The following is a 22,230-nucleotide window of genomic DNA, read 5'->3' as shown; positions in this document are numbered from 1 at the left end:
GGAGGCCTACCACCTCGTCTGACTTGAGGTAGAACGCGCAGGCTGAGCATCTGAACTGGTTGCCCTGGACCTTGCCGATCTGAGCAGTGTCCGCGCATGCACCGATCAGTTGAATGAACGAACCCGCTGCGCGGGATTGGTGTGACATGGAAGTCTGTCACCACGGCGTGAGAGATCTATTTTATTTGTAACTGTCCTGATCGGGCCAAGCACTCTGGCTTTTTCCCACCAAAAGGAGCCCGGATGATGACGGAGTCCCTGTGCATTGCTGCAATCAGTCACCTTCGCCAGCGCCTGCTTGATGACATGGCGGTGCGGCGGTTCTCCCAGGGAACGCAACGCAATTACCTTCGCAATGTCGGCCGTTTCGCTATGTTTCTGGGCCGCTTAGGCGTCACGAATTGAGCCGCCATGACCACGTCGCCTTCGTTCTACTTGCTGTCATCGTCCACCATGATGACCAGTCGTCCTGCACGCATGGCCTGGCTCGCGTGGGCTATCCGCTTCCACTGACTGTCGCTCAGACCATACCGTCGCATTCACACTCTTCCCGTCCCATCAACAGGAAGAAAACATCACAGATCAAACGGGAGTACAAGCGGCATAATCCTCCCGCTTAACTGACGAAACGCCCTAGTTCAATGCGGATCATGGCAACAGCATGGGACGGCGGCCCGTTGCTCTGTGAGATACCGATTTATTTCCGGCGACCCGAAATCAGGCAAAAGATCGCCGCTAAACGGCTCAATAAGATCGTGGCAGGAATTCAACTGGGTATAATCAATGTTAAAAAATGAATCTGTGGTTGTCAGAACAACCACAGATTTAGTCATTTTGGTACGATCATGTGAACGAGTAGTGCGCTTGCGAATAACGCTGCTGTGCTAAGCGTCCATATGCCGATGAACCAACCTATACGCTGGCTAAGGCGCCGGGGCGCGTTGTCCCCATTGCCCTGTACAATCTCAATGATAGCCATCTGCTTCCGTTACCTTTCCCCGGAACACACGATAGGAGTAGACTGTGTAGGTCAGGATGATCGGCAGCAAGATGACGGTGCCGACCAGTTGAAAAAATTGACTGGATGGGGGGGATGATACATCCCACAGCGTCAACCCGGGCGGAACAGCATACGGCCATACCGTAATCCCGAGTCCGGACAGGCAGAGAAAGAACCAACCGAGAGCACACAGGAAGGGTCCTTTGGAATGCCCACGACGCAGACCGATGGTCAGTAGAAAACCTAGTGCGATTACCAGAAGGGGAACGGGTGCGACAAATACGATATTGGGCCACTCGGTCCAGCGTCGCAGGTAGGGTGCGTGCAACATAGGCGTCCACAGGCTGACAGCGACGATGCATACAAACAACCCGATTGCCAGCAGCTTCGCCCATTTGCGGCAGGAAGCTTCTAGCACGTCGGTTGTGCGCCAGATCAACCAAGTTGCCCCGAGCAGGGCATAACCGCACATGACGGCCAGTCCGCACAGCACGCTGAATGGGGTCAGCCAGTCCATTGAACTGCCAACAAAAGCTCCATCCACGACCTTGATTCCCTGAACAACTCCGCCGAGGATTGCGCCCTGGCAGAAAGCAGCGATTCCCGATCCAATCATGAAGCCACCGTCCCACAGTTTTTCGCGTCCAGTCCCGCGTGTCATGATACGAAATTCGAAGGCTACACCCCGGAAGATCAGGGCAACCAGCATGAGCACGATCGGCAGGTAAAACGCGGGAAGCAGGGTTGAATAGGCCCCAGGAAAGACCCCGTAAAGCGTAGCGCCACCAAGGACCATCCACGTTTCGTTTCCGTCCCATACAGGGGCAATGGTGTTGACCATCACATCCCTGCGGCCTTCATGCCGTTCCACGGCGAACAGCATTCCGATGCCAAGGTCAAAGCCATCAAGGACGACATAGATGGTGATCGCAGCGACCAGAATAACGGCCCATATGATCGGAAGCCAGTATGCGACGTCCATCATGTTCAGGCTCCTTCGCCAGAAGAGGGATTGATGACTTTGGGATGAGTGCTTGTGGCTAGAATATCCGGGGCATGAGAGGGGCTGGTCTCATGCTCTCCTTCCTGTGGTGCGCGTGCTAGCAGGCGGCCCAGAATGCCGATGCCTGATCCAAATACGATTACGTAGACTACAACAAAGACGGTCATCGTCAGCGCCATATTGGACAGAGCAATCGGGGAAACACTATCGGATGTCCTGAGCAAACCATAAACGGTCCATGGTTGACGCCCAACCTCGGTCGTCACCCAACCGCACAGCAATGCGATGAAACCGGCCGGTGCCATGCATACGGCGACCCGATGAAATCCCGGACTGCTAAACAGAGTTCCTCTGTGCCTCAGCCAGAGTGACCAGAACCCGACAATGACCATAAGCATCGCCAGCGCAATCATGATGCGGAAGGAAAAGAAGATCACGGGAGAAGGCGGACGCTGGTCACGCGGGAAATCCTTCATGCCCGGTACCTTGCCATTCAGGCTGTGTGTCAGGATGAGCGACCCGGCCAGCGGCAGCCTGATGGCATAATCCGTATGTTCGGTTTTCATGTTGGGAATACCGAACAGTAGTTCAGGGGCACGTGCTTCTGACTCCCAGTCCCCTTCCATCGCAGCAATTTTAACCGGCTGGTATTTGAGCGTGTTCAACCCGTGGGCGTCACCGGCGAGGACCTGCAGAGGGGCAACGAAGGCTGCCATCCACATCGCCATGGAAAACATCAGGCGCACTGGTTCGCTTGCCTGGGTGCCCGCACGGCGTGCCTTGAGCAGATGCCACGCCCCTGTCGCCCCTACTATAAAGGCAACCGAAAGAAAGGCCGCCAGACCCATATGCACAAGCCGGAAAGGGAAAGAGGGATTGAAAATGATGGCAAGCCAGTCCGCAGGTATGAAGCGACCGGTAGCAGCATCAATCGTGTATCCCTGCGGCGTCTGCATCCATGAGTTTGATGCCAGGATCCATGTCATCGAGATGAGTGTGCCGACCGAGACACAACATGTTGCTGCATAATGCAGGCCGCGTCCCACCTTGTTCATGCCAAAGAGCATGACCCCTAGGAAGCCCGCCTCGAGAAAGAAGGCTGTCATGACTTCATACGATAGGAGGACACCTGTAATAGGCCCGGCTTTCCGCGAGAAAACTGACCAGTTCGTGCCGAATTCATACGACATGACCAGTCCGGAGACGACGCCCATCCCAAAGACGATCGAGAATATCTTGATCCAGTATCGATAGAGATCAAGATAGGCCGCACGGCCGGTTTTAAGCCATAATCCTTCCAGTACGGCCAGATAGGCTGCCAAGCCGATTGAAAAGGCAGGAAAAACAATATGGACGCCTACGGTAAAGGCGAACTGGAAGCGTGCAAGAAGCAGCGCGATATCGTGAGATGGTTGCATGGGTAATTCCCCAAATCCTGATTCAGTCGCAGTTATAAGAAATATAAAATTTCAATAAATGCAGACTGCTAGACGGTTTTGTTGTTGGAATATTCGCACTGTCTGATAGATGTAGGCATCTGTTATTTTTTTGATTTTTGAAGACGCCTTCAGTTACCATTCTGTCGTCTTTCTAATAATCCTTTAACCATGACATATTGATAAGTGCAGAGTCTCCGGACTGTCTGTTTGAGCTCACCATTTTTCCGTAAGAATGATCTGGTACGAGCCTGATAACGTTAAGATACCAACAGGCGTTTCCGCGTGATCTTTCCTGAAACCGTTGTTGGCAGATGTTTGACGAAGCGGACTTCCTTAAGGCCAATCCAGCGACCGAGTGCGTGATTGACCCGTCCGATTATCTCCTCGGAAGAAGGTCTGCCTTCTACGCCGGAGTTAGGTACTACATAGGCGACAGGTCGCTGGCCTCTCAGTTCATCAGGGGTGGCCACTACGGCACAGGCATGAACTTCTGGATGGGCGGCGATGATCTTTTCGATCTGTACGCCCGAAATTCGCCGGCCCGCGACCTTTATGACATCATCGGAACGCCCGAGCATATGCACGGCGCGGCTGGCCTCGATCATACCTTCGTCAAAGGTACGATAATACTGGCCGGTCTCGTCCAGGTAAGCTGCAGGAACATGGATCGCTCCATCCTTCCATACGCCAGCCAGGCAGCCGGGTGGCAGCGGCAGGGAGAGGACAATTTCGCCGCACTGTTCACCGGGTATGGACAGCATGATTTCCGGACGGAATCCCGGTGCAGGCCGCCCGATGTCGTTCATGAGCGCAACCGGCTCACGCTCGGGCAGGCCAAAGAAATGCGCGGTGATGCTCCATCCGGTTTCGGTCTGCCACCAATGATTGACCACGGGTTTGCAAAAATAGGATCGTGCCCACTCCAGCAATGTCGGGTCCGCATACTCCCCGGCCACGAAAATGCGGGCCAGTGCAGGCAGGATGGCCCCTGACAGGTTGCGGCTTTCCTGCCGCATGAGGCGCATCTGGGTGGGTGTGGTGAACAGGCATTTCACCTCGTGCTCATGGCAAAGCGCGCGGATGGCGGAAGCCGATGCGCCGCCTTCCACGATCACGCTGGTGCAGCCGCTGAGCAGCGGTGCATAGACCCCGTAGGAATGGCCTACCACCCAGCCCAGATCCGATGTCGTGAAGAACGTATCGCCGGGTTCGCAGCCATAGATCAGCTCCATGGACAGGGCGAGGGCCACGGCATGCCCGCCATTGTCGCGCACGATGCCCTTCGCATGACCTGTCGTGCCGGATGTATGAAGAATATACAGGGGATCTTCAGATCTCAGCATGACCGGCTCTGCCGGCGCGGACTGTTCCAGCGTATGGAAATCGTGATCCCGTTCCGGCAGAAGCTGAGCCGGGCAGGTCGCTCGCTGCACGATCACGCAGGCCTGGGGTTTATGCTCGGCTTCGGCTAGCGCCTCATTCAGGGCGAGTTGGGATGGTATGGTGGTTTGCCCCTGAAAGCTGCAACTGGCGATGATGATGACTTTCGGCGCCACGCTATCAATCCGCCGAGCCAGCTCAGGTCCGGCGTAACCCGCAAAAACCACCACATGCACCGCCCCGATCCGCGCACAGGCCAGCATGGCGATGGCGGTTTCGATCATGGTGGGCATGGCGATCAGGACGCGGTCGCCTTTCTCCACCCCCAGCGCGCGCAGGCCGCCGGCAAACCCGGCCACCCTGCCCTGGAGTTCCCGGTAGGTTACCACCTGCCGTTCCTTCGTGGCGCAGGAATGCCAGATCAGCGCCGCCTGCCCGCCGCGTCCGTCCGCTACATGCCGGTCGACGGCGTTATGGCAGGTGTTGAGCGTGGCGTCGGGGAACCAGTCATGCCAGCCATCCGCCCGTGTCCTGCATGCGCTCACAGGTGCCTGCTTCCATGTGATGCGTTGCGCCGCCTCCAGCCAGAATTGTTCTGGCTGGCTTGTGGCCGCGTCATACATCGCCTCATATGTTGTCCATGGAAGCATGGCGCTTTACTCCGTTCAGGCTACAGGCACGTCTTTGCCGGTGATCTGGCTGGCCAGCCACGCGGCATCACGCGAAACACCGGAGAACCGTCCCGATCCCCAGGTGTGCAGCCATGGCAGGCCGAGGAAGTAGAAGCCCGGCGCATCGGTCACGCCGCGATGCCAGACCGGCTTGTTGGCCCCGTTGAAGACCGGCACGTCGATCCAGCGATAGTTCGGGCGGAAGCCGATGCACCAGAGGATCGAAGTGATCCCGGCAGCCTTCAGGTCGAGCGGGGTGTTACTGCCATCGGGCTCCCACACAGGCACATAAGGGGCTTCGGTCGGAGCCGTGATCCCTTCACGGGCGATGTAGGCGTCAATGGATTTCTTGATGTCGGCATTGGTCTTGTCCGCATCATCAAGGTTTTCCTTCAGATCCGGCGCGAAGTGCGCCACTTCATCGCGGATTGTCTCCAGCGTGCCATGCAGGCCAACGCCCTTCTTTGCAAAGAGGCGCAGATCAAGATCATGGCCTCCATTTCGGCCCGTGACGTAATGATTGGTCTTGTCGCGTGCACCGTCACGCAGAGGGTGATTATCCACCGTCAGGTCGTAGAAGTGCATGTCCGCAAGCCAGTCCACAACGTCGCGGCCACGGTAGAAGCGCGACACGCGCGGGGCGGAACCGACACAGAGATGGACCTTGCGTTTTTCAAGGAACAGGTCCTCGACAATCTGCGCGCCGGACTGGCCGCTACCCACGACCAGCACAGCCCCTTCCGGCAACTGGGCCGCGTTGCGGTAATCCTGCGAGTGAACCTGATGGATGGCGGGATCGATCGCGCTGGCATAGCCGGGGATGACCGCATCCTGATATGCGCCTGATGCGATGACAACATGCTTTGCGTGCCACGTCTCACCACCTGCTACCACGCGGTAGCCACCACCTTCATGGCGGGTGATGGAGGTAACGGCAGTGTGCTCGCGCAGGGGCGGATTGAAGGAGGCGACAAAGCCCTTCACGTAGTCAATAATTTCCTGCTTCACCATGAAGCCGTGCGGGTCTTTCCCCTTATAGGGATGACCGGGAAGTTCGCACTGCCAGTTCGGTGTGACCAGGCAGAAATTGTCCCAGCGTTCATCATCCCACGAATGGCAGGCCGTCTTTGCCTCAAAGACGATGTGCTCCACCTTCTCGCGGCAGAGATACCAGCTCATGGAGAGCCCGGCCTGTCCGCCACCCACGATGATGACGGGGATGGTTTTCTCGTTCTGTGTCATGATCGTTCTTTTCGTCTCAATAACTGAAGGACAGGACGCGCACCTGCGCGTCGGACTGGTTCAGGAAGGGCGCACTGGCCTGCCTTATGGCCTGAAGCTGGCCAAGGGCGCGGCTGCATGGGAAGCCGTAGCGGGCGCGAACCCGCTCGCTGGCGTCCGTCAGGGCGGTGTCCGCCTTTTCAAGAAACTCCCGGACCGGATAATCCCGACCGGGCGTGAAGTGGTCCCTTATGACCAGCGACGGGGAGTAACAGTCAGTCTCCTTCCCATCGGGCCAGCGCACGCGAAAGGTCATTTCGGGCATGGTGAAAGAACTCCTGAAGCAATGGCATCGGTGCGCGACCGCGCCGCCAGACGCCGGTATGCGGGGAGGTGCCGACTGGCGACGCGGCCCCAGTCGAAACGGCGGGCGGTTGCGGGGCCGCTGGCCCGGAAGCGTTCGCGGTTTTGGGCGCCAAGGGCATCCCGCAAGGCCAGAAACAGGGTGTCGGGGCGCGCTAGGTCGCACCACAGCGCATCTGCCCGCGAAAGATGCTCGGTAAAGGGCGCGATTTCCGGCACAACGACTGGCGTGCCACACGCGAGCGCCTCCAGCGGGCACAGGCCGAACCCTTCGGTTATGGACGGATAGGCCAGCACGTCCGCCTGCCGGTAGAAGGCGGGCATGTCCTCATCCGCAACCGGCCCGGTGATGGTGACATGATCGGCTGCACCGCTTTCGCGCAGATACGTCGTGAACCGGGTGCGGTAGGCGGAATGATCCAGCAGCGAGGCCCCGCCCGCCACAACCAGATGCACGTCCGGCCGTTCGCGGCGCAGGGCCACAAACGCTTCCAGCAGGTGCAACGTGTTCTTGCGCCGCTCGATCCCGCCCACGGACAGGATCAGGTGACGGTCGGCAGGCAGATGATACCGCGCCCGCAACGCGGCATCATGCGCGGTTGGGACGTGCGAAAAGCGCACGGGATCAACCCCGTTGCCCACGACCGGGGCTTCACGGCCATGGTTGTTACGCAGGACATCTTCCCACATTGGGCTGACGGTAAACAGTTCGGCCGCCGCCCTGATCCCCCGTTCCTGCCGCGCGGCAAGGACCGGGTGCGTGAAATGGTCAAGATGGTGGACCGTGCGGGCAAAGCCCGGTATCCGCCCCTCTTCCACCAGTTCGGCCAGTGCATTGGCGCTGATCGGGTCCTGCGCATGCAGCACGTCAAAATGCTGCCCACGCAGGGCGTCCCTGATCTCGCCAATACGGCGTTCCACCAGCGTTGGCAGGTCGGGCTCGGGCACAGCCGGGATGCAGTTTGTGGCGCAGCGGGGCCTGCGGAAGAAACCGACCCCGGTTACATCCGGCGCGATGAGCGTGGCGTCGTGGCCTGCGTCGCACAGGGCTTCGGCCAGCGCCATGCCATGCACCACGCCGCCACGCGGATTGGTGGAATGGGTCAGGATGCCGATGGAGAGCCTCATGGCGCACACCCCATGAGAGGCATCCGGGCGAGATCCCAGAAGGTTTCCTTCTCGTCCGCCCATGTGACATCCAGCCGCTGCGTGCTGTCACACTGACCGATGACAGAAGCCGCTATGCCCCGCCCATGAAAGCGGGCCATGACTGCCCCGGCCGCCTCGGGCCGGGCCGTCAGCAGATAGCCATAGCTGGGGAATGCGGACAGCCAGCGTTCCATTGGTGCATCGTCGGGACGTGGAATGTCATCGAGCGTGATGGTCATGCCGATACCCGAACATTCTGCCAGCATGAGGGCGGTGCCCAGCAGTCCGGCCATGCTGATGTCCTTGGCGGCGCGGCTTAACCCGTCCTCGGCAATGCCGGGCAAGAGATCGAGATCACCCCGAAGGCGTGCCGCCCCCTCAGTATGACACAGTGCGGAACTCGCATCCCAGAACGGGTGCGGGTCGTGCCAGCGGCCGCGCAGGTCGATGGCGGCGATCAGGACTTCGCCCGGTCGGGCATCGAAACTGGTCAGCAGATGACGGGCACGGCCAAGGATCGCCACCGACAGCGAATTATGGGTGCTGCGCATGTTGGTATGACCGCCGACAACCGGCACGCCATAGGTGCGCGCACCTTCATGCAGACCGGTCAGAATGGACGCGGCCGCCTCGGATGTATCGCTCCACAACGCATCCACCACAGCCACAGGGCGACCGCCCATGGCCGCGATGTCACTGATATTGACCATCACGCCGCAATAGCCGGCAAACCACGGCATGGCGCGCACGAAGCTGTCCTGAAACCCCTCGCTGGCCAGCAGGAGATAGCCATCGCCATCCGGTATGGCAGCACAGTCATCTCCTAGGCGGATACCATCGCTTGTATCCCGACCAAGAATTGCGACGGTTTCGGCAATATCCTGTTTGCCCGCAAGGGCCCGACCGTGTCGAAGCGTGCGCAGCAGTGTCGTCAGTTCGTGTGCCATCATGCCACCTGCCGGTTACGAGGCTGCGGGCGCAGCAGCCAGGTCTGGTCCAGCCCATGCGCCGGATAGCGTGAGAGGTCGGCCTGCATGTCGTGATGTGGCAGCCCATGCAGGGTGAGGGCCCCGAGACTTTTCCAGTGCAGGCGGCGGAAGAACAGCACGTTCTGTTCCTGCACTTGGGCCAGGAACCGTCTGGCTCCAAGTCCGTGCGCCGTGCTGACCGCCATGCGGATCAGTTCCGCCCCGATCCGCCCCAGCCTGCGATGATCTTCATGCACGGCCAGGCGGGAACCGCGCCACACGCCGGGCTCGGCCTCATGGATGCGCACCGCTCCCACGATCCGGTCCGGCATCCCCGCCATGCAGCAGGCTGCGATGATGGGAATGGCGGTCGCATCAATCGCATCGCGATCGTCATCTGCAAAAACATGCTGTTCGGTGCAGAATACTTCGTGACGCAGCGCGTGATATCCTGCGCGTTCCCACGGCGTGCGGGCAAGGCGCACGACATATTCCGTGGGGATGAACGGGCGGTCTTCCACCCCTTCGAGGATCATGGTCATTGTTCATACGCCGAAAGGGAGGAACAGGCGCCGCACCGGCCACACCCGGCCCGGATGTCGGTGGATTTCATGTTCGCCTCGCGCAGCATGCGCCCCAGCGGGGCAAGCACGGACTTCATGAAATCGGCCGAAGGCGGCGCGTGATTTTCCAGCGGTGTGCCGGAAATCGGCACGAACGGCACCACGAAGGGATAGACCCCGAGCGCAATCAGGCGTTCGGCCAGAGCCAGAATATCTGCGGCGCTGTCGCCAAGACCGGCCAGAATGTAGGTATTGACCTGCCCGCGCCCGAAGACCGGCACGGCGCTGGCGAAAGCGTCCATATAGCGATCCACGCTGACCGTGGCCTTGCCGGGCATGATCTTCTCGCGCACCGCCTGTGTTGCGGCTTCGAGATGCATACCCAGGCTGTCGGCCCCGGCGTCGCGCAGGCGCTGGAACCAGCCGTGATCGCGCGGCGGCTCGCACTGGACCTGAAGCGGCAGATCCACAGCCGCCCGAATGGCACGGGCTGATTCCGCCAGCACGGCAGCACCCCGATCAACCACATTGGGCGTGCCGGTGGTCAGCACCATGTCGCGCACGCCGTCCAGTTCCACGGCGGCCTTGGCGACCTCGGCAAGCTGCGCCGGTGTCTTGTAAGCGATCGTCCGATCGGCCTCCAGCGACTGGCCGATGGCGCAGAACTGACAGGAGGTGCGCCGGTCGGCATAGCGGATGCAGGTCTGGTGCACCGTGGTCGCCAGCGTGTCACGGCCATGCAGCAGGGCGATCTTCCAGTAGGGAATGCCGTCCGCCGTGCTCAGTCCGTAAAAGCGCGGGGCGGCCGGAAAATGGATCGTGCCCAGTGTCTGCCCATCGCGTAGCAGCGTGCTGGCCCCGTGCTGGTCCGGCGGGCTGGCCTGGAATGGTGAATGCCGCGCGCCGGATGTATAGACCGGGACCATGACGGTCTGGCCTGCAATGGTAATCGTCTTGTGATCCGAAGGACCGGCGCCTCCCTTGCGGGCAATGCCGCCGGTCTGCTCACCGATCTGCAGCCCGAAGGATTGCAGGTCGGTAACGAGCTTGCGACCAGAAAGTGTACCGAGCGTCGGAATGGTCATGACGCAGCCTCATCTGTAGATGTGGGAACCGGATTGGCTTCCCCAACGTAATGAACGGTGCGGGCGGGCCGCCGGTCCTGAAGCAGGCTGAGCAGTTCGGGCCGTGCGTAATGCCCTACGGAATCCATCATCCGCTTGCGCTTGGTAATCAGGGCGAAGTCGAGATCGGCAATCACCATCCCCTCGCCTTCCGTCAGTGGTGTGCCGAGCAGCTTCCCTTCAGGCGAGACGATGGCCGTGAAGCACCCACCCCGCAGCGGCCCTTCCAGCGCGGGATCGCGGGCTATTTCCTTGATCTGCTCTTCGGTGAGCCAACCCGTGGCGTTCACCACAAAGCAGCCGGATTCCAGCGCGTGATGCCGGATGGTGACTTCCATCTGGTCGGCAAAGATCTGCCCGACCAGCGAGCCCGGAAACTGGGCACAGTGGATTTCCTCGTGCTGGGTCATCAGCGCGTAGCGGGCGAGCGGGTTGTAATGCTCCCAGCAGGCCAGTGCGCCAATGCGACCGGCAGCGCTTTCCACCACTTTCAGCCCGGAACCATCGCCCTGCCCCCAGACCATGCGTTCATGGTAGGTGGGCGTGATCTTGCGGCGTTTGAGCAGGATTTCACCCGTGGCGTCGAAGATGATCTGGGTGTTGTAGAGCGTGCCGAAATCGCGCTCGTTCACGCCCAGCACCACGACCATGCCGGTCTGGCGCGCGGCCTCGGCCACCATGTCGGTGACCGGACCGGGAATGACGACGGCGCGTTCGTAAAGCGCCAGATGCTCCCCACCGAAGCGGAAAGCCGGCTGGATGAACGAGAAATAGGGATAGTACGGCACAAAGGTTTCGGGAAAGACCGCCAGTTTCACGCCTTTTTCGGCGGCCTCGCGGATGGCCTGACAGACTTTCCGGGCAGTTCCCAGACCATCGTCACCAAGGACGGGGCTGATCTGGATGGCTGCGGCGCGAACGATACGGGACATGGCTTGCGGTCCTCCCTTCGGCCTTCAGAGGGTCCAGGTATTGAGGATGAAGGCGTTGTCGCGCCGGGCCAGCAGGATGATGTCGAGCACGTCCTGCGGGTTGATCGGCGTGATGCCGGGGATCAGGTTCTGCTCGCCGTAGCCGTAGAGGGCCTGAAGCGCGAAGCGGCAGGCATAGACCTTTCCGCCTTCCTCAAGGATTTTTGCGATCTGCTTGTTGCAGTTCATGTGCCCCGGAAAGGCTTCGTCGCCCAGACGGGGAAAGCCGCGCTGCACACCAAGGGTGACACCCGGTCCATATAGCAGCACCGACGTCTCGAAGCCCTTGCGGATCAGGCGGGTGGCCTGCAGCAGGTTGACGAACCCGACCGAGCCTTCATTGGCGACGGTGTGGAAGGTGATGAGGGCTTTTTCGCCGGGCTGGGCTTTGACGTCCTCAAAAACCTTGTTTTCATAATTGACGAAGCAGTCGCCGTCTTTGTACGGAGCGTGTTCGACTTTCGGCATGGTATCTCTCCCGTGTGCTGCGGTCTCCGGCAGGGAGCCGGGACTGACCGCGTTGCCGAGGCAAACGTGGCACGGGATGGCAGAGAGCCAAAATATTGTATGCCTTATGAAAAAGGTACAAACGGATCAAATCAGATTACATGCCGCCATCCTGCCACGACAGAGGCATACAAGAAATATACGACAACCATACAATCGTAAGGTGTATCCATAAAGGTCTGTTTTAGCTTGATTTTATAATCACGCAGTCGTGAATGAAGTGCCTTTTTGTTTTTCCGTGTGCCCGCATGGCGCGCCCCGGAATCAGATGGTCCCATCGATTCCAGACACTGCGCGCAGGTCACACAATATCGGCAAAGCCGGGTGAGCGTTTGTGTTGCAGGACCGACAGCACGCCATGCAGGGATTCCTCAAGGCTTGCAGCATCCGGTGCGCTGCCCAATGCAATCCGGGCCCGCTGCGGCGGCTCGCCACTGATGGTGAAAACGGTGCTGGGCACCAGCGCCAGTCCCCGCCTGCGGGCATAGGCCACAAAATCCGCACTGCCCCACCAGTCCGGCAGTTTCAGCCACACATGCGGCCCGTCGGGGTTCATGCAATGCCCCTCCCCCAGCACCCTGCGGGCAATGGACTGGCGCAGGCGCAGTTCTTTCTGGATGGCGTGCAGGATCGTATGCGCCTGCCCTGTCTGCATCCACCGCGCCGTCAGCGCGCTGAGCAGACCGGCATTGGTGAGCGCAATGGCCCGGATGGCCGCCGCGACCCGTCGGGTCATGTCCGCATTGGGCAAGGCCACATAGGCGATGCGCAGGCCCGGACTGAGCGTCTTGGCAAGGGTAGCCACGTAGCTGACACGGCTATGGTCGAGTGCTGCCAGCGCCGGTAGCGGATTGTCCATCAGCAGGCTGTAGGGGTCATCCTCGGCAATATGCAGATGATGATGCTGGGCAACCTTCAGGATATCCTTGCGTCGTTGCAGGGACATCGTGGCCGTGGTGGGATTGTGGATGGTCGGAATGCAGTAGAGCATCCGGGGATGATGTTCGGCGCAGACGCGATCGAGCTGGTCCGGCATCATCCCGTCCATGTCGCTGTCCACGCCGACCAGAATAAGATCGAACTGCGCCGCGATGGTCCGGATGCCGGGATAGGCAATACGGTCGGTGACAATCACATCGCCCGGCTGGGTATGGGTGCTGACAGTGGCCGCCAGAGCGCTCTGGGCACCAGGTGAGACAAGGATTTCATCCGTTCGCCGCTGACCGATGACGGGCGCGATCCATTTCGCGCCAAGCTGGCGTTCTTCCTGTGTGCCACCCGTCACCCGGTAGGACATCAGGCTGTTCAGATCCTGCTGTTTCAGGATGGCTGCGATGTCGCTCTGGATGATCCGCTGAAGCGGTGGTTCCTGCGGGATCGGTGGCAGGTTCATGGTCAGATCCACCACAGCCGGTCCCGTATGGCGCCAGTGGCTTTCCCCCGCGCCGACACGGACAAAGGTTCCTCGGCCGACCGTTGCGTCAATCAGGCCGCGTCGGCGGGCCTCGGTAAAGGCCCGGGTCACGGTCGTCAGATTGGTGCCGAGATACTCCGCGATCGTGCGCTGTGGTGGCAACCTGTCGCCTTCCCTCAGGTCGCCCTTGCGGATGGAAAGCGCCAGGGCATCGGCCAGCGTCATGTAAATCGCGTTCGGACTCCGGCTGATCTCTTCTTTCCAGTGGGCGAGATAGGGGTATGCTGACATGGGATGGAATTTCCATACATTCGATGATATTCCATTCGACCATATACCATACAATCCGTGCAATAATGATCGATACAGATGGAGGGTTCGAAAAACCCTCTGGTATTGAGGTCTGCTCTGTGATTCCATTTTCCTTGCGTTGATTGGAGTATGGATCATGAAGCAGACGGGATTTTTTGACGTTGAAGAGCGGCTTGCCCGCTTGAGCGGGCTTGGTGATCAGCTCGAAGCATTTTCCCGGACTGTGGATTTTGAAGTCTTCCGCCCTGACCTGGAGAAGGCTCTGGCGTATTCTGACGGCAGCAAAGGCGGACGACCGCCATTTGATCCTGTGCTGATGTTCAAAATTCTGGTGATCCAGACGCTCAACAATTTGTCTGATGAGCGGACGGAATATCTGATCAACGATCGCCTCTCCTTTATGCGTTTCCTTGGTCTGGGACTTTCAGATCGGGTGCCGGATGCCAAAACGGTCTGGCTGTGTCAAAAGCGTCTGACCCAGGCGGGTGCGATCAATGGGCTGTTCAACCGCTTTGATGCCACCCTGCGCAACGCCGGGTATTTGCCGATGTCAGGCCAGATCCTGGATGCCACGCTGGTAGCGGCTCCGAAGCAGCGGAACACCAATGCAGAGAAAGCCGATCTTCGGGAAGGACGTATTCCTGAAGACTGGCAGGACAAACCCGCAAAGCTGTCGCACAAGGATCGTCATGCGCGATGGACACTGAAGTTCACGAAGGCGAAGCGGCAGGATGATGGAACCATGCCCTCCAGCGATCTCGCCATCCCGTTCTTTGGCTATAAATCGCATGTTTCCATCGATCGAAAATACCGGTTCATCCGGAAATGGAAAACAACGCATGCCGCCGCCAGTGATGGCGCGCGATTGAGAGAGGGGCTGCTGGATAAAACCAATACAGCCTCAAGTGTCTGGGCTGACACGGCCTACCGCTCAAAAGCCAATGAAGACTTCATGGAAAAGCAGGGCTTTGTCTCCAAGGTTCATCGCAAAAAGCCGCATCTCAAGCCTATGCCCCGGCATATCCAGAAATCGAATGCAGGAAAATCCATTATCCGGTCGCGTGTCGAGCATGTCTTTGCCGATCAGAAGTCACAGACGGGGCTGTTTGTCCGGACTGTCGGTATCAGCCGAGCCACCATGAGGATCGGGCTCGCCAATATCGTCTACAATATGCGCCGCTTCCTCTTCCTCGAAAGATTGAACGCGAGCGCATAGCCATCCAGCGGAGGACAACTCCCAATCTGCTCAAAACGCAGACCGGAGGCCATCGCAAAAACCGTCAATCAAATCGCCAAAACCCAGAAATTACCGGCCAAGCACATCAATCAGGGGTTCTTCGATCCCTCCAAATGCATTAGGAATGATTGTTTATATTATCTTTTTTTATCTCATTATATATATCACCTATTCATTTTTATAGCATAAAATGACATGATGGATCGGCTACACAGGGCATATATTCTGATGCCCTTAGCATGTGCTGACTTTAGCCATGCAAGAAATTAAGACAGCCCCGACCGTCAGGATGGATGGTCGATCGTGATCGGGGCTGCCATCACCAGAAAACGCATGTTTCCGGCGACACACCCTTTATGCGGAAAATATTCCTAAAAAAATGATAACCAGCCTTCTATCCCGCCCTCAAGCAGCGCGCTAATTTTTTAAAACGGACATTCTTATACGCATAGGCGGCTGCCTGCACAGGGTTGCCGAACGTCCCTTCACCATTAATGCAGGCGAAACGTAACCGGCAGCAGGACATGCGTGCCCTCCAGCGGGCGACCCTGCGGGGTGCACTGGACCTTACGCGCAGCGGCAAGGGCCGTGCTGTCCAGGTCATCATAGCCGGTGCCGGATTTCAGGCTGACCTGTACCACCTGCCCCTCGCTCCCCAGCACGACATCAACCAGCGCATTGCCTTCCTCATGCATGTGACGGGCCATGGCGGGGTAACGCCAGGCGGGGGGCGTGCAATGGGGCGCGGTTGGCACAACCGCCGCAGTCTGTGCTGCGCCAGGCACGGCCGGGCCATTCTGCGTTGCCGCAGGGGCAGACCCAACCGGTGCGGCAACACGAGCTTGGGCCGAGGGCTGAGCAGACGGTGACCGGGATTGCGCAACAGGGCGCACGGCGGGCCGGGCGGTAACAGCAGGCAGCGTGGCCACGGCTTTTGGCTGTGGCTGTGGCTGTGGCTGTGGCTGTGGCTGTGGCTGTGGCTGTGGCTGTGGCTGTGGCTGTGGCTGTGGCTGTGGCTGTGGCTGTGGCTGTGGCTGTGGCTGTGGCTGTGGCTGTGGCTGTGGCTGTGGCTGTGGCTGTGGCTGTGGCTGTGGCTGTGGCTGTGGCTGTGGCTGTGGCTGTGGCTGTGGCTGTGGCGTAGCCTCTTGCGGGGGCGGTGCAACCCCGGGCTGGTCAAAAAAGACCTGAATGCTGTTTTTTTCCGCTGGGGCCGCGGGCACGGGCGCGCGGGCGGGCAGCAGCCACGCGGCAATCAGGCCGTGGCCCAGCACGGCAGCCATGATGGCCCAGCCCGCAAGCAGCCGCCCGCGCCGCCAGCCGGCGGGGCCGGTTGACGTGACAAGAATCCGGCCTGCCGTTCTGTCCTGCTGCTGCACGCTTCCATCCATTGGGGCATGGGCGCGGGCTGCCTTGTCATTTGACAAAAAGCCCCCGACCTCCGAGAACACTGTCCTGTTACCGCCTTTATCTTACAACCGCAAAGAACCTGTCCATCATGGGCCAAGCCCGCCACCCCTTCATGCATGACATGCCTGTGATCCGCTGGGTCATGGTGCTGTGTGCGTGCCTGGGGCTATGGGGCCAGTTGCTGGTTGAAAGCCGCAGCCTGCCCGGCGAACTGCCGCGCGGCACCATCATGCGGCTGACGGGAATCGATATCGCTCCCGTCGCAACGCGGACAGAACGCCACGCAGCGCCGCCGCATCACCACATGGCGATGGCGAACGCGCCCCATGAGCATGGCGACATGCCCCCCCATGGCCACGACCATGCCGAAGGCTGCCCGCTCTGCCCGCTCCTGCACCTGCCTGCCCTTGCGCTGGTGGTTCTGCCCTTCCTGCCCCTGCCGCCCATGGCATGGGCCGCCCACCGGCACGAACCCCGCCAGCCCCGCGCGCCCCCTCCCACTCCGCTGGGGCTGCCCCCGGCCTGCGGGCCACCTTCCATCTCCTGAACTCACGCGCTGCCGCGCGTCCATACGGGCGTGCGCGTCTTTCGTTTTCCTGTTCAGGACATGAAAAGTGACTTCCATGAAAAAAACGGCCCCCCCCCTCGTGGTGGCCGCAGGCGGCTGCATGCTGGCGGCCTCCCTGCACCCGCTGGGCGCGCGCGCCCAGACAACCGTGACCCTGCCCGGCCTCTCGATCGAGGATACGGCGGACAGCACCCCCATGGGCGACCGCCTGCTTTCAGCGGCGTCCCCTTCCGCCACGCAGCGCACGGCGGCCAGCCTGAGCAGCCCCGATGCCGCCAGCCTGTTTCGCAACCAGCCCGGTGTCAGCACGTATTCCGCAGGCGGGCTGGCCTCGCTGCCCGTGCTCAACGGCATGGCCGATGACCGCGTGGCCACCGTGGTCGATGGCGTGCGCATCGCCTCGGGCTGCCCCAACCACATGAACCCTGCCCTGTCCTTCATCGACCCCGACAGCGTGGACACCGCCACCGCCATCGCGGGCATAACCCCCGTGAGCATGGGCGGCGACAGCACCGGCGGCACGATCGATGTCGAGCGCAAGGACCCGCAGTTTGCGAGGCATGGCAAGGTGCTCGTGACCGGGCATGTCACCGGCACCTATCGCAGCAATGGCGGCGGGGATGGCGCCTCGGGCAGCCTGACGGTGGCCAATGACACGTTCAGCCTGCGCTACAATGCCTCCTACGCGCAGGCGGGTGATTATGAAGGTGGCGGGGATGCGGGGCTGGTGCGCTCGACAAGCTACCTGACCTACAACCATGCCGTGACCTTTGGCGTGCACAAGGGCAACCATCTGCTGGCCCTGACCTTTGGCCAGCAGGACACCCCGCATGAAGGGTTTGCCAACCAGTACATGGACATGACGAACAACCGCTCCACCTTCGTCAACGGCAAGTATCTCGGCACGTTCGACTGGGGCGAGCTTGAGGCCCGGGGCTACTGGCAGCGCGAGGACCACGCCATGGACTTCCTGCCCGACCGCGCCAAGACCACCCACATGCCCATGAACACCAATGCCCGCATGGCCGGCTACAGCATCAAGGCCACCATCCCCCTGGCGGAAGGCCAGACCCTGCGGCTGGGCAGTTCGTTCGACCATTCCGGCCTCAATGACTGGTGGCCGCCGGTTGCGGGCAGCATGATGATGGGGCCGGACACCTATCACAGCATCAATAACGGCCACCGCGACCGGCTGGGCCATTTTGTGGAATGGGAGGCCGCCTGGACCCCGCGCGTGACCACGCTGCTGGGCTTTCGCAATGACCTGGTCATGATGAATACCGGCCCGGTATCGGGCTATTCATCGACCATGAGCATGATGAACATGGCCAGCATCAACGCGGCCAATGCCTTCAACACCACCGACCGGGGCCGGACGGATGTGAACTTCGATGTCACCGCCCTGGTGCGCTGGAAGCCACGCCGCGACCTGACCATCGAGGGCGGCTATGCCCGCAAGACCCGCTCGCCCAACCTGTACGAGCGCTATGCCTGGGGCCGCTCGGCCATGGTCACGAGCATGATCAACTGGTTTGGCGATGGCAACGGCTACGTGGGCAACCCCGACCTCAAGCCCGAGGTCGCCAATACCGCCTCCATCACCGCTGACTGGCATGACCCCGATGGCGACCGGTGGGACCTCAAGGTCCAGCCCTACTACACCTACACCCACGACTACATAAACGCCTACCGCCTTGCCAGCGCGAGGCAGTTCTACACGCTGGGCTTTGCCAACCATAATGCCCAGAGCTACGGCATCAACGGATCGGGCAATTACCGGCTGTGGCAGAATGCCCGCTTTGGCCGGGGCGAGATCGTGGCCAACCTCAACTGGGTGCGCGGGCAGGACCTGACCAATGGCGCGGGGCTGTACCACCAGATGCCCACCAATGGCAGCGTCACGCTGAACGAACGGTGGAAGAACTGGAGCGGCCGGGTCGAGATGACCTTCGTCAAGGCCAAGGACACGGTGGACTGGGTGCGCAACGAACCCCGCACCCCCGGCTATGCCCTGCTGGGGCTGGGCGGGCAGTATCACTGGCGCTACATGACGCTCGATGCCAGCATCGACAACGTGCTGAACCAGAAATACGAACTGCCGCTGGGCGGCTGGTCGCTGGCCGATTACGCCGCCACCGGCAGCCTGCGCGCCCTGCCCGGCATGGGGCGGTCGTTCAATGTGAGCCTGACGGCGAGCTTCTGATCTGAGCGGGGCGGTCCATCAGGAGGTGCCCGTCCCGCCTTCCCCGCCCTGTGTTTCCGCCGTGACGGGGCGGGCGGGTGCACGGCCCGGCGCCATCTGGCCAAACCAGGCCAGCACCGGGCGCAGGCAGATGCCAAACATGATCAGTCCCGCCACGACGCCTGCCGCCGCAGCCCCCTCAAGCCGCCACAGCCGGGTCATGCCATAAACCAGCGGCAGGTAGGTCAGGGTCACGATGATGCGGGTACGGAGCACGCGCGAGACCTGGCCGATCACGGTCAGCAGTGGTTCGAGCGGCACGATGCCCAGGCCCAGCACGGCGCTGCCCAGCATGAGCATGATCAGGTGGCGGCCACCATGCCAGTGCACATGCAGCATCCATGTCAGCAAGAGGTGGTCCCCATTTTTCGGACAGGGCGATAAGCTATCATCTGGCCTGAACGAGGACGGGTTTTATGGGCAAGGTTACGCGGAAGAGGTATGCGGCAGAGTTCAAGTCACGGGTTGCGCTGGAGGCGATCCGTGGGGAACTGACGCTGGCGGAACTGGCTTCGAAACATGGGGTACATCAGACGATGATCGCCCAGTGGAAACGGCAGGCGATCGAGGGGATGGCGGCGACCTTTTCCGGGAAGACGGTGGCTGAGCCCCCGGTCAGCCCAGCTGACGTGGAGAAACTGCACGCGAAGATAGGCGAACTTCTCGTGGAACGGGATTTTTTACGCGATGCCTCTGCTCGGTTGGGCGTGATCAGAGGCGGCAGATGATTGACCCGAAGAGAGCATGCCTGCCGATAATCCGGCAATGCACGCTGCTGCAACTCAACCGGTCGGGCGTCTACTATCGGCCTGTGCCACAGAGCGAAGCCAATCTGGAGCTGATGCGGCTGATCGACGCCCAGTTCCTGGAAACGCCGTATTATGGCTCACGGCAGATGACATGGCATCTGCGCCGCCAGGGACATGAAGTGGGCCGCAAGCGGGTCCGGCGGCTCATGGCGATCATGGGCCTGCGGGCGATCTACCAGAAGCCGCGCACGACCGTGCCCCATCCGGAGCATCGGAAATATCCATATCTGCTACGGGATCTGGTCATCAATCGGCCTGACCAGGTCTGGTGTTCCGATATCACATATATTCCCATGAAACGGGGATTTCTCTATCTCGTGGCGATCATGGACTGGTTCACGCGCAAGGTCCTGTCCTGGCGTCTGTCGAACACGATGGACGTGGAGTTCTGTATCGAGGCGCTACAGGATGCCCTCATGCGCTATGGCGCCCCGGACATTTTCAATACTGACCAGGGGTCGCAATTTACGACACCCCGTTTCAGCGGGATACTGGAAGAGCGTCAGATCCGCATCAGCATGGATGGGCGCGGTCGCTGGCTGGACAACGTGTTCATCGAGCGTCTGTGGCGGTCGCTGAAATACGAATGCGTCTACCTGTACGCGTTCGAGACCGGATCAGAGCTGAGGGCCGGGCTTGGCAGATGGATCGCCCATTATAACGAAAGGCGTCCGCATACGGCGCTGGCTGGACGAACGCCCGATGAGGCGTATCATGACGTGCCGACGCCATCTGGTCCGGGGTTAACCCCGGACCAGATGGCCAACAGCAACGCCGTCAGAAGGGCGGCATAACAACAACCGGGTATAGCTTATCAAGCCCGCAAAACTGTCCGAACGGACGGGACCACCTCAGACATCAAACGTCGTGGCGGCCGGGTCGATCTGGCGCGCGTTCAGGCGACGACGGCCGCAGAGATTGACCAGCAGGCCCGCGAAGATGGGACAGAAAGCGATCTGCCGGGGCCAGCCTATCCGTCTCCTGCGACGGTGCGCCGCCAGTTGAAGCTGACCCAGACAGACATTGCCACTCTGGTCGGTGTGCCGGTGGCGACATGGCGGAACTGGGAGCAGGGCCGTGTGAGCCTTGACCCGGCGGTGCGGACGCTTCTGCGTGTCTTATGGCGTGAACCCGATGCGGTGCGCCGGGCGATGGTAGCCTGATCGAACCACAGAGAAGCGGGATCAGGAGCAATGAGGTGCACCTCTCGCAAACGGCCCCTTCTTGCTAGACTGCCTTGAGATACGCATAAAGCGTTTCCCGGCTTATTCCGAATTCACGGGCAATCTGGGCTTTTGGCTCGTGAGCAGAAACGCGGGCCTTTAGAGCCGTGATCTGATCCGGTGACAGGGATTTCTTACGTCCGGGTAGCTTTCCCCTGGCTCTGGCAGCCTGTTGCCCTTCGCGCTGGCGTTCCCTGATTAAGGACCGCTCGAATTGAGCGAAAGCCCCCATCACTTGCAGGATCATCGTCTGCATGGGCGAAGCGTTCCCCTCGAACGTCAGGGCTTCTTTGATAAACCGAACACCTACGCCACGGACTGTGAGTGTCTCCACAAGATGCAATAGGTCTTGAAGGTCACGAGCAAGCCGGTCGATGCTGTGGCAGATTATGGTGTCACCTTCCCTTACATAACGAAGCATCTCGGTGAGAGCCGGTCTGTTCCGCGTGCCGCCGGAGCATTTGTCCGTGAAGGTCTTATCCACCTTCACCCCATCGAAGCTCTGCCGATCGGTGTTCTGGTCAACACTTGATACCCGAACATAGGCGATGATCTGACCGACCATGATGAACGCTCCCTTATGTGTCAGAAAACACCTAAGGAATACGCTTACACTATGTCAATGAATTCGTTTTGTGTGTTTTCCTGACACTAGAAAG

20 protein-coding genes and 2 pseudogenes are annotated in these 22,230 nt (G+C 60.3%); 6 read left to right on the top strand and 16 right to left on the bottom strand.

All coding sequences use genetic code 11. The features are described 5' to 3' along the window. Positions 1-243: 243 nt before the first annotated feature. Positions 244-387: pseudogene (locus S101446_RS17820) on the top strand (integrase); the annotation flags it as partial. Positions 388-829: 442 nt separating this feature from the next. Here S101446_RS17820 and S101446_RS16045 read toward each other — a convergent pair. From S101446_RS16045 to S101446_RS15985, 13 genes are all read right to left on the bottom strand, one after another. Then, positions 830-979, bottom strand: coding sequence for a DUF2474 domain-containing protein (locus tag S101446_RS16045; RefSeq protein ID WP_081477948.1), 150 nt, complete (start codon positions 977-979; stop codon positions 830-832). After that, positions 966-1,985, bottom strand: a complete 1,020-nt coding sequence (gene cydB, locus S101446_RS16040) for a cytochrome d ubiquinol oxidase subunit II (RefSeq protein ID WP_087608924.1) — start codon at positions 1,983-1,985, stop codon at positions 966-968. Before cydB ends, S101446_RS16045 begins: the two co-directional genes overlap by 14 nt. A gap of 2 nt (positions 1,986-1,987) precedes the next feature. Beyond that, positions 1,988-3,421, bottom strand: a complete 1,434-nt coding sequence (locus tag S101446_RS16035) for a cytochrome ubiquinol oxidase subunit I (protein WP_087608923.1) — start codon at positions 3,419-3,421, stop codon at positions 1,988-1,990. Between the two features lie 278 nt (positions 3,422-3,699). Next, positions 3,700-5,472 (bottom strand): AMP-binding protein, encoded by a 1,773-nt coding sequence (locus S101446_RS16030; protein ID WP_048851489.1) that lies wholly within the window; start codon positions 5,470-5,472, stop codon positions 3,700-3,702. 15 nt (positions 5,473-5,487) lie between these two features. Beyond that, positions 5,488-6,735, bottom strand: coding sequence for an MSMEG_0569 family flavin-dependent oxidoreductase (locus S101446_RS16025; protein WP_010512404.1), 1,248 nt, complete (start codon positions 6,733-6,735; stop codon positions 5,488-5,490). A gap of 16 nt (positions 6,736-6,751) precedes the next feature. Then, entirely contained in the window at positions 6,752-7,039 is a 288-nt protein-coding gene (locus S101446_RS16020; protein WP_087608922.1) for an MSMEG_0570 family nitrogen starvation response protein, read from the bottom strand. Beyond that, entirely contained in the window at positions 7,027-8,205 is a 1,179-nt protein-coding gene (locus S101446_RS16015) for an MSMEG_0565 family glycosyltransferase (RefSeq protein WP_087608921.1), read from the bottom strand. The genes S101446_RS16020 and S101446_RS16015 overlap by 13 nt, the downstream gene beginning before the upstream one ends. After that, complete coding sequence (locus S101446_RS16010; protein ID WP_014106929.1) at positions 8,202-9,176, bottom strand: sll0787 family AIR synthase-like protein; 975 nt, start codon at positions 9,174-9,176, stop codon at positions 8,202-8,204. The genes S101446_RS16015 and S101446_RS16010 overlap by 4 nt, the downstream gene beginning before the upstream one ends. Then, the gene (locus tag S101446_RS16005; RefSeq protein ID WP_087608920.1) at positions 9,173-9,736 is read right to left on the bottom strand and encodes an MSMEG_0567/Sll0786 family nitrogen starvation N-acetyltransferase; all 564 of its coding nucleotides are present in this window, start codon (positions 9,734-9,736) and stop codon (positions 9,173-9,175) included. The genes S101446_RS16010 and S101446_RS16005 overlap by 4 nt, the downstream gene beginning before the upstream one ends. Further along, entirely contained in the window at positions 9,733-10,842 is a 1,110-nt protein-coding gene (locus S101446_RS16000) for an MSMEG_0568 family radical SAM protein (RefSeq protein ID WP_087608919.1), read from the bottom strand. Before S101446_RS16000 ends, S101446_RS16005 begins: the two co-directional genes overlap by 4 nt. Next, complete coding sequence (locus S101446_RS15995; protein WP_048851485.1) at positions 10,839-11,813, bottom strand: Nit6803 family nitrilase; 975 nt, start codon at positions 11,811-11,813, stop codon at positions 10,839-10,841. Before S101446_RS15995 ends, S101446_RS16000 begins: the two co-directional genes overlap by 4 nt. Positions 11,814-11,837: 24 nt before the next feature. Beyond that, a complete protein-coding gene (locus S101446_RS15990; protein WP_010512510.1) occupies positions 11,838-12,320 on the bottom strand; it encodes an MSMEG_0572/Sll0783 family nitrogen starvation response protein in 483 nt (160 codons plus the stop codon). A 340-nt stretch (positions 12,321-12,660) separates the two neighbouring features. Continuing rightward, positions 12,661-14,064, bottom strand: a complete 1,404-nt coding sequence (locus S101446_RS15985; protein ID WP_014106934.1) for an aminotransferase-like domain-containing protein — start codon at positions 14,062-14,064, stop codon at positions 12,661-12,663. 154 nt (positions 14,065-14,218) lie between these two features. On the opposite strand from S101446_RS15985, the gene S101446_RS15980 reads away from it, so the two are divergent. Then, positions 14,219-15,301 (top strand): IS5 family transposase, encoded by a 1,083-nt coding sequence (locus S101446_RS15980; protein ID WP_208620588.1) that lies wholly within the window; start codon positions 14,219-14,221, stop codon positions 15,299-15,301. 512 nt (positions 15,302-15,813) lie between these two features. On the opposite strand, the gene S101446_RS15975 is transcribed toward S101446_RS15980, so the two are convergent. Then, positions 15,814-16,698 carry an energy transducer TonB gene (locus tag S101446_RS15975; RefSeq protein WP_341865155.1) on the bottom strand — a complete coding sequence of 295 codons (885 nt, stop codon included), beginning with the start codon at positions 16,696-16,698 and terminating at the stop codon, positions 15,814-15,816. 119 nt (positions 16,699-16,817) lie between these two features. Here S101446_RS15975 and S101446_RS15970 point away from each other — a divergent pair, with 119 nt between their 5' ends. Both S101446_RS15970 and S101446_RS15965 read left to right on the top strand, forming a co-directional pair. Further along, the gene (locus S101446_RS15970; RefSeq protein WP_014106937.1) at positions 16,818-17,276 is read left to right on the top strand and encodes a DUF2946 family protein; all 459 of its coding nucleotides are present in this window, start codon (positions 16,818-16,820) and stop codon (positions 17,274-17,276) included. A 121-nt stretch (positions 17,277-17,397) separates the two neighbouring features. Further along, positions 17,398-19,500: a TonB-dependent receptor gene (locus tag S101446_RS15965; RefSeq protein ID WP_244184684.1), complete on the top strand. Its 2,103-nt coding sequence runs from the start codon at positions 17,398-17,400 to the stop codon at positions 19,498-19,500. A gap of 18 nt (positions 19,501-19,518) precedes the next feature. On the opposite strand, the pseudogene S101446_RS15960 reads toward S101446_RS15965, so the two are convergent. After that, positions 19,519-19,896: pseudogene (locus tag S101446_RS15960) on the bottom strand (lipopolysaccharide biosynthesis protein); the annotation flags it as partial. A 59-nt stretch (positions 19,897-19,955) separates the two neighbouring features. Between S101446_RS15960 and S101446_RS15950 the strand changes: the two are divergent. Beyond that, positions 19,956-21,142 (top strand): IS3 family transposase gene (locus tag S101446_RS15950; protein WP_118963845.1). Its coding sequence is split into 2 segments (ribosomal slippage): positions 19,956-20,214 and positions 20,214-21,142, totalling 1,188 coding nucleotides; the frame shifts between segments, so codons are not numbered across the junction. Between the two features lie 63 nt (positions 21,143-21,205). Then, positions 21,206-21,511: a helix-turn-helix domain-containing protein gene (locus S101446_RS18700; RefSeq protein ID WP_087608915.1), complete on the top strand. Its 306-nt coding sequence runs from the start codon at positions 21,206-21,208 to the stop codon at positions 21,509-21,511. 64 nt (positions 21,512-21,575) lie between these two features. Here S101446_RS18700 and S101446_RS15940 read toward each other — a convergent pair whose 3' ends face one another. Continuing rightward, entirely contained in the window at positions 21,576-22,136 is a 561-nt protein-coding gene (locus tag S101446_RS15940; RefSeq protein ID WP_087608914.1) for a recombinase family protein, read from the bottom strand. Positions 22,137-22,230 lie beyond the last annotated feature (94 nt).

Origin of the sequence: Komagataeibacter europaeus, assembly GCF_002173515.1 — a bacterium.
GTDB classification, from domain to species: Bacteria; Pseudomonadota; Alphaproteobacteria; order Acetobacterales; family Acetobacteraceae; genus Komagataeibacter; species Komagataeibacter europaeus.
This window is presented reverse-complemented; position numbering and strand designations above follow the sequence as displayed.

Excerpts from the sequence above, each read along its gene's own strand:
- S101446_RS16045 (WP_081477948.1), bottom strand. The coding sequence starts at position 979 with ATGGCTATCATTGAGATTGTACAGGGCAATGGGGACAACGCGCCCCGG.
- cydB (WP_087608924.1), bottom strand. The coding sequence starts at position 1,985 with ATGATGGACGTCGCATACTGGCTTCCGATCATATGGGCCGTTATTCTG.
- S101446_RS16035 (WP_087608923.1), bottom strand. The coding sequence starts at position 3,421 with ATGCAACCATCTCACGATATCGCGCTGCTTCTTGCACGCTTCCAGTTC.
- S101446_RS16030 (WP_048851489.1), bottom strand. The coding sequence starts at position 5,472 with ATGCTTCCATGGACAACATATGAGGCGATGTATGACGCGGCCACAAGC.
- S101446_RS16025 (WP_010512404.1), bottom strand. The coding sequence starts at position 6,735 with ATGACACAGAACGAGAAAACCATCCCCGTCATCATCGTGGGTGGCGGA.
- S101446_RS16020 (WP_087608922.1), bottom strand. The coding sequence starts at position 7,039 with ATGCCCGAAATGACCTTTCGCGTGCGCTGGCCCGATGGGAAGGAGACT.
- S101446_RS16015 (WP_087608921.1), bottom strand. The coding sequence starts at position 8,205 with ATGAGGCTCTCCATCGGCATCCTGACCCATTCCACCAATCCGCGTGGC.
- S101446_RS16010 (WP_014106929.1), bottom strand. The coding sequence starts at position 9,176 with ATGATGGCACACGAACTGACGACACTGCTGCGCACGCTTCGACACGGT.
- S101446_RS16005 (WP_087608920.1), bottom strand. The coding sequence starts at position 9,736 with ATGACCATGATCCTCGAAGGGGTGGAAGACCGCCCGTTCATCCCCACG.
- S101446_RS16000 (WP_087608919.1), bottom strand. The coding sequence starts at position 10,842 with ATGACCATTCCGACGCTCGGTACACTTTCTGGTCGCAAGCTCGTTACC.
- S101446_RS15995 (WP_048851485.1), bottom strand. The coding sequence starts at position 11,813 with ATGTCCCGTATCGTTCGCGCCGCAGCCATCCAGATCAGCCCCGTCCTT.
- S101446_RS15990 (WP_010512510.1), bottom strand. The coding sequence starts at position 12,320 with ATGCCGAAAGTCGAACACGCTCCGTACAAAGACGGCGACTGCTTCGTC.
- S101446_RS15985 (WP_014106934.1), bottom strand. The coding sequence starts at position 14,064 with ATGTCAGCATACCCCTATCTCGCCCACTGGAAAGAAGAGATCAGCCGG.
- S101446_RS15970 (WP_014106937.1), top strand. The coding sequence starts at position 16,818 with ATGGGCCAAGCCCGCCACCCCTTCATGCATGACATGCCTGTGATCCGC.
- S101446_RS15965 (WP_244184684.1), top strand. The coding sequence starts at position 17,398 with ATGCTGGCGGCCTCCCTGCACCCGCTGGGCGCGCGCGCCCAGACAACC.
- S101446_RS15940 (WP_087608914.1), bottom strand. The coding sequence starts at position 22,136 with ATGGTCGGTCAGATCATCGCCTATGTTCGGGTATCAAGTGTTGACCAG.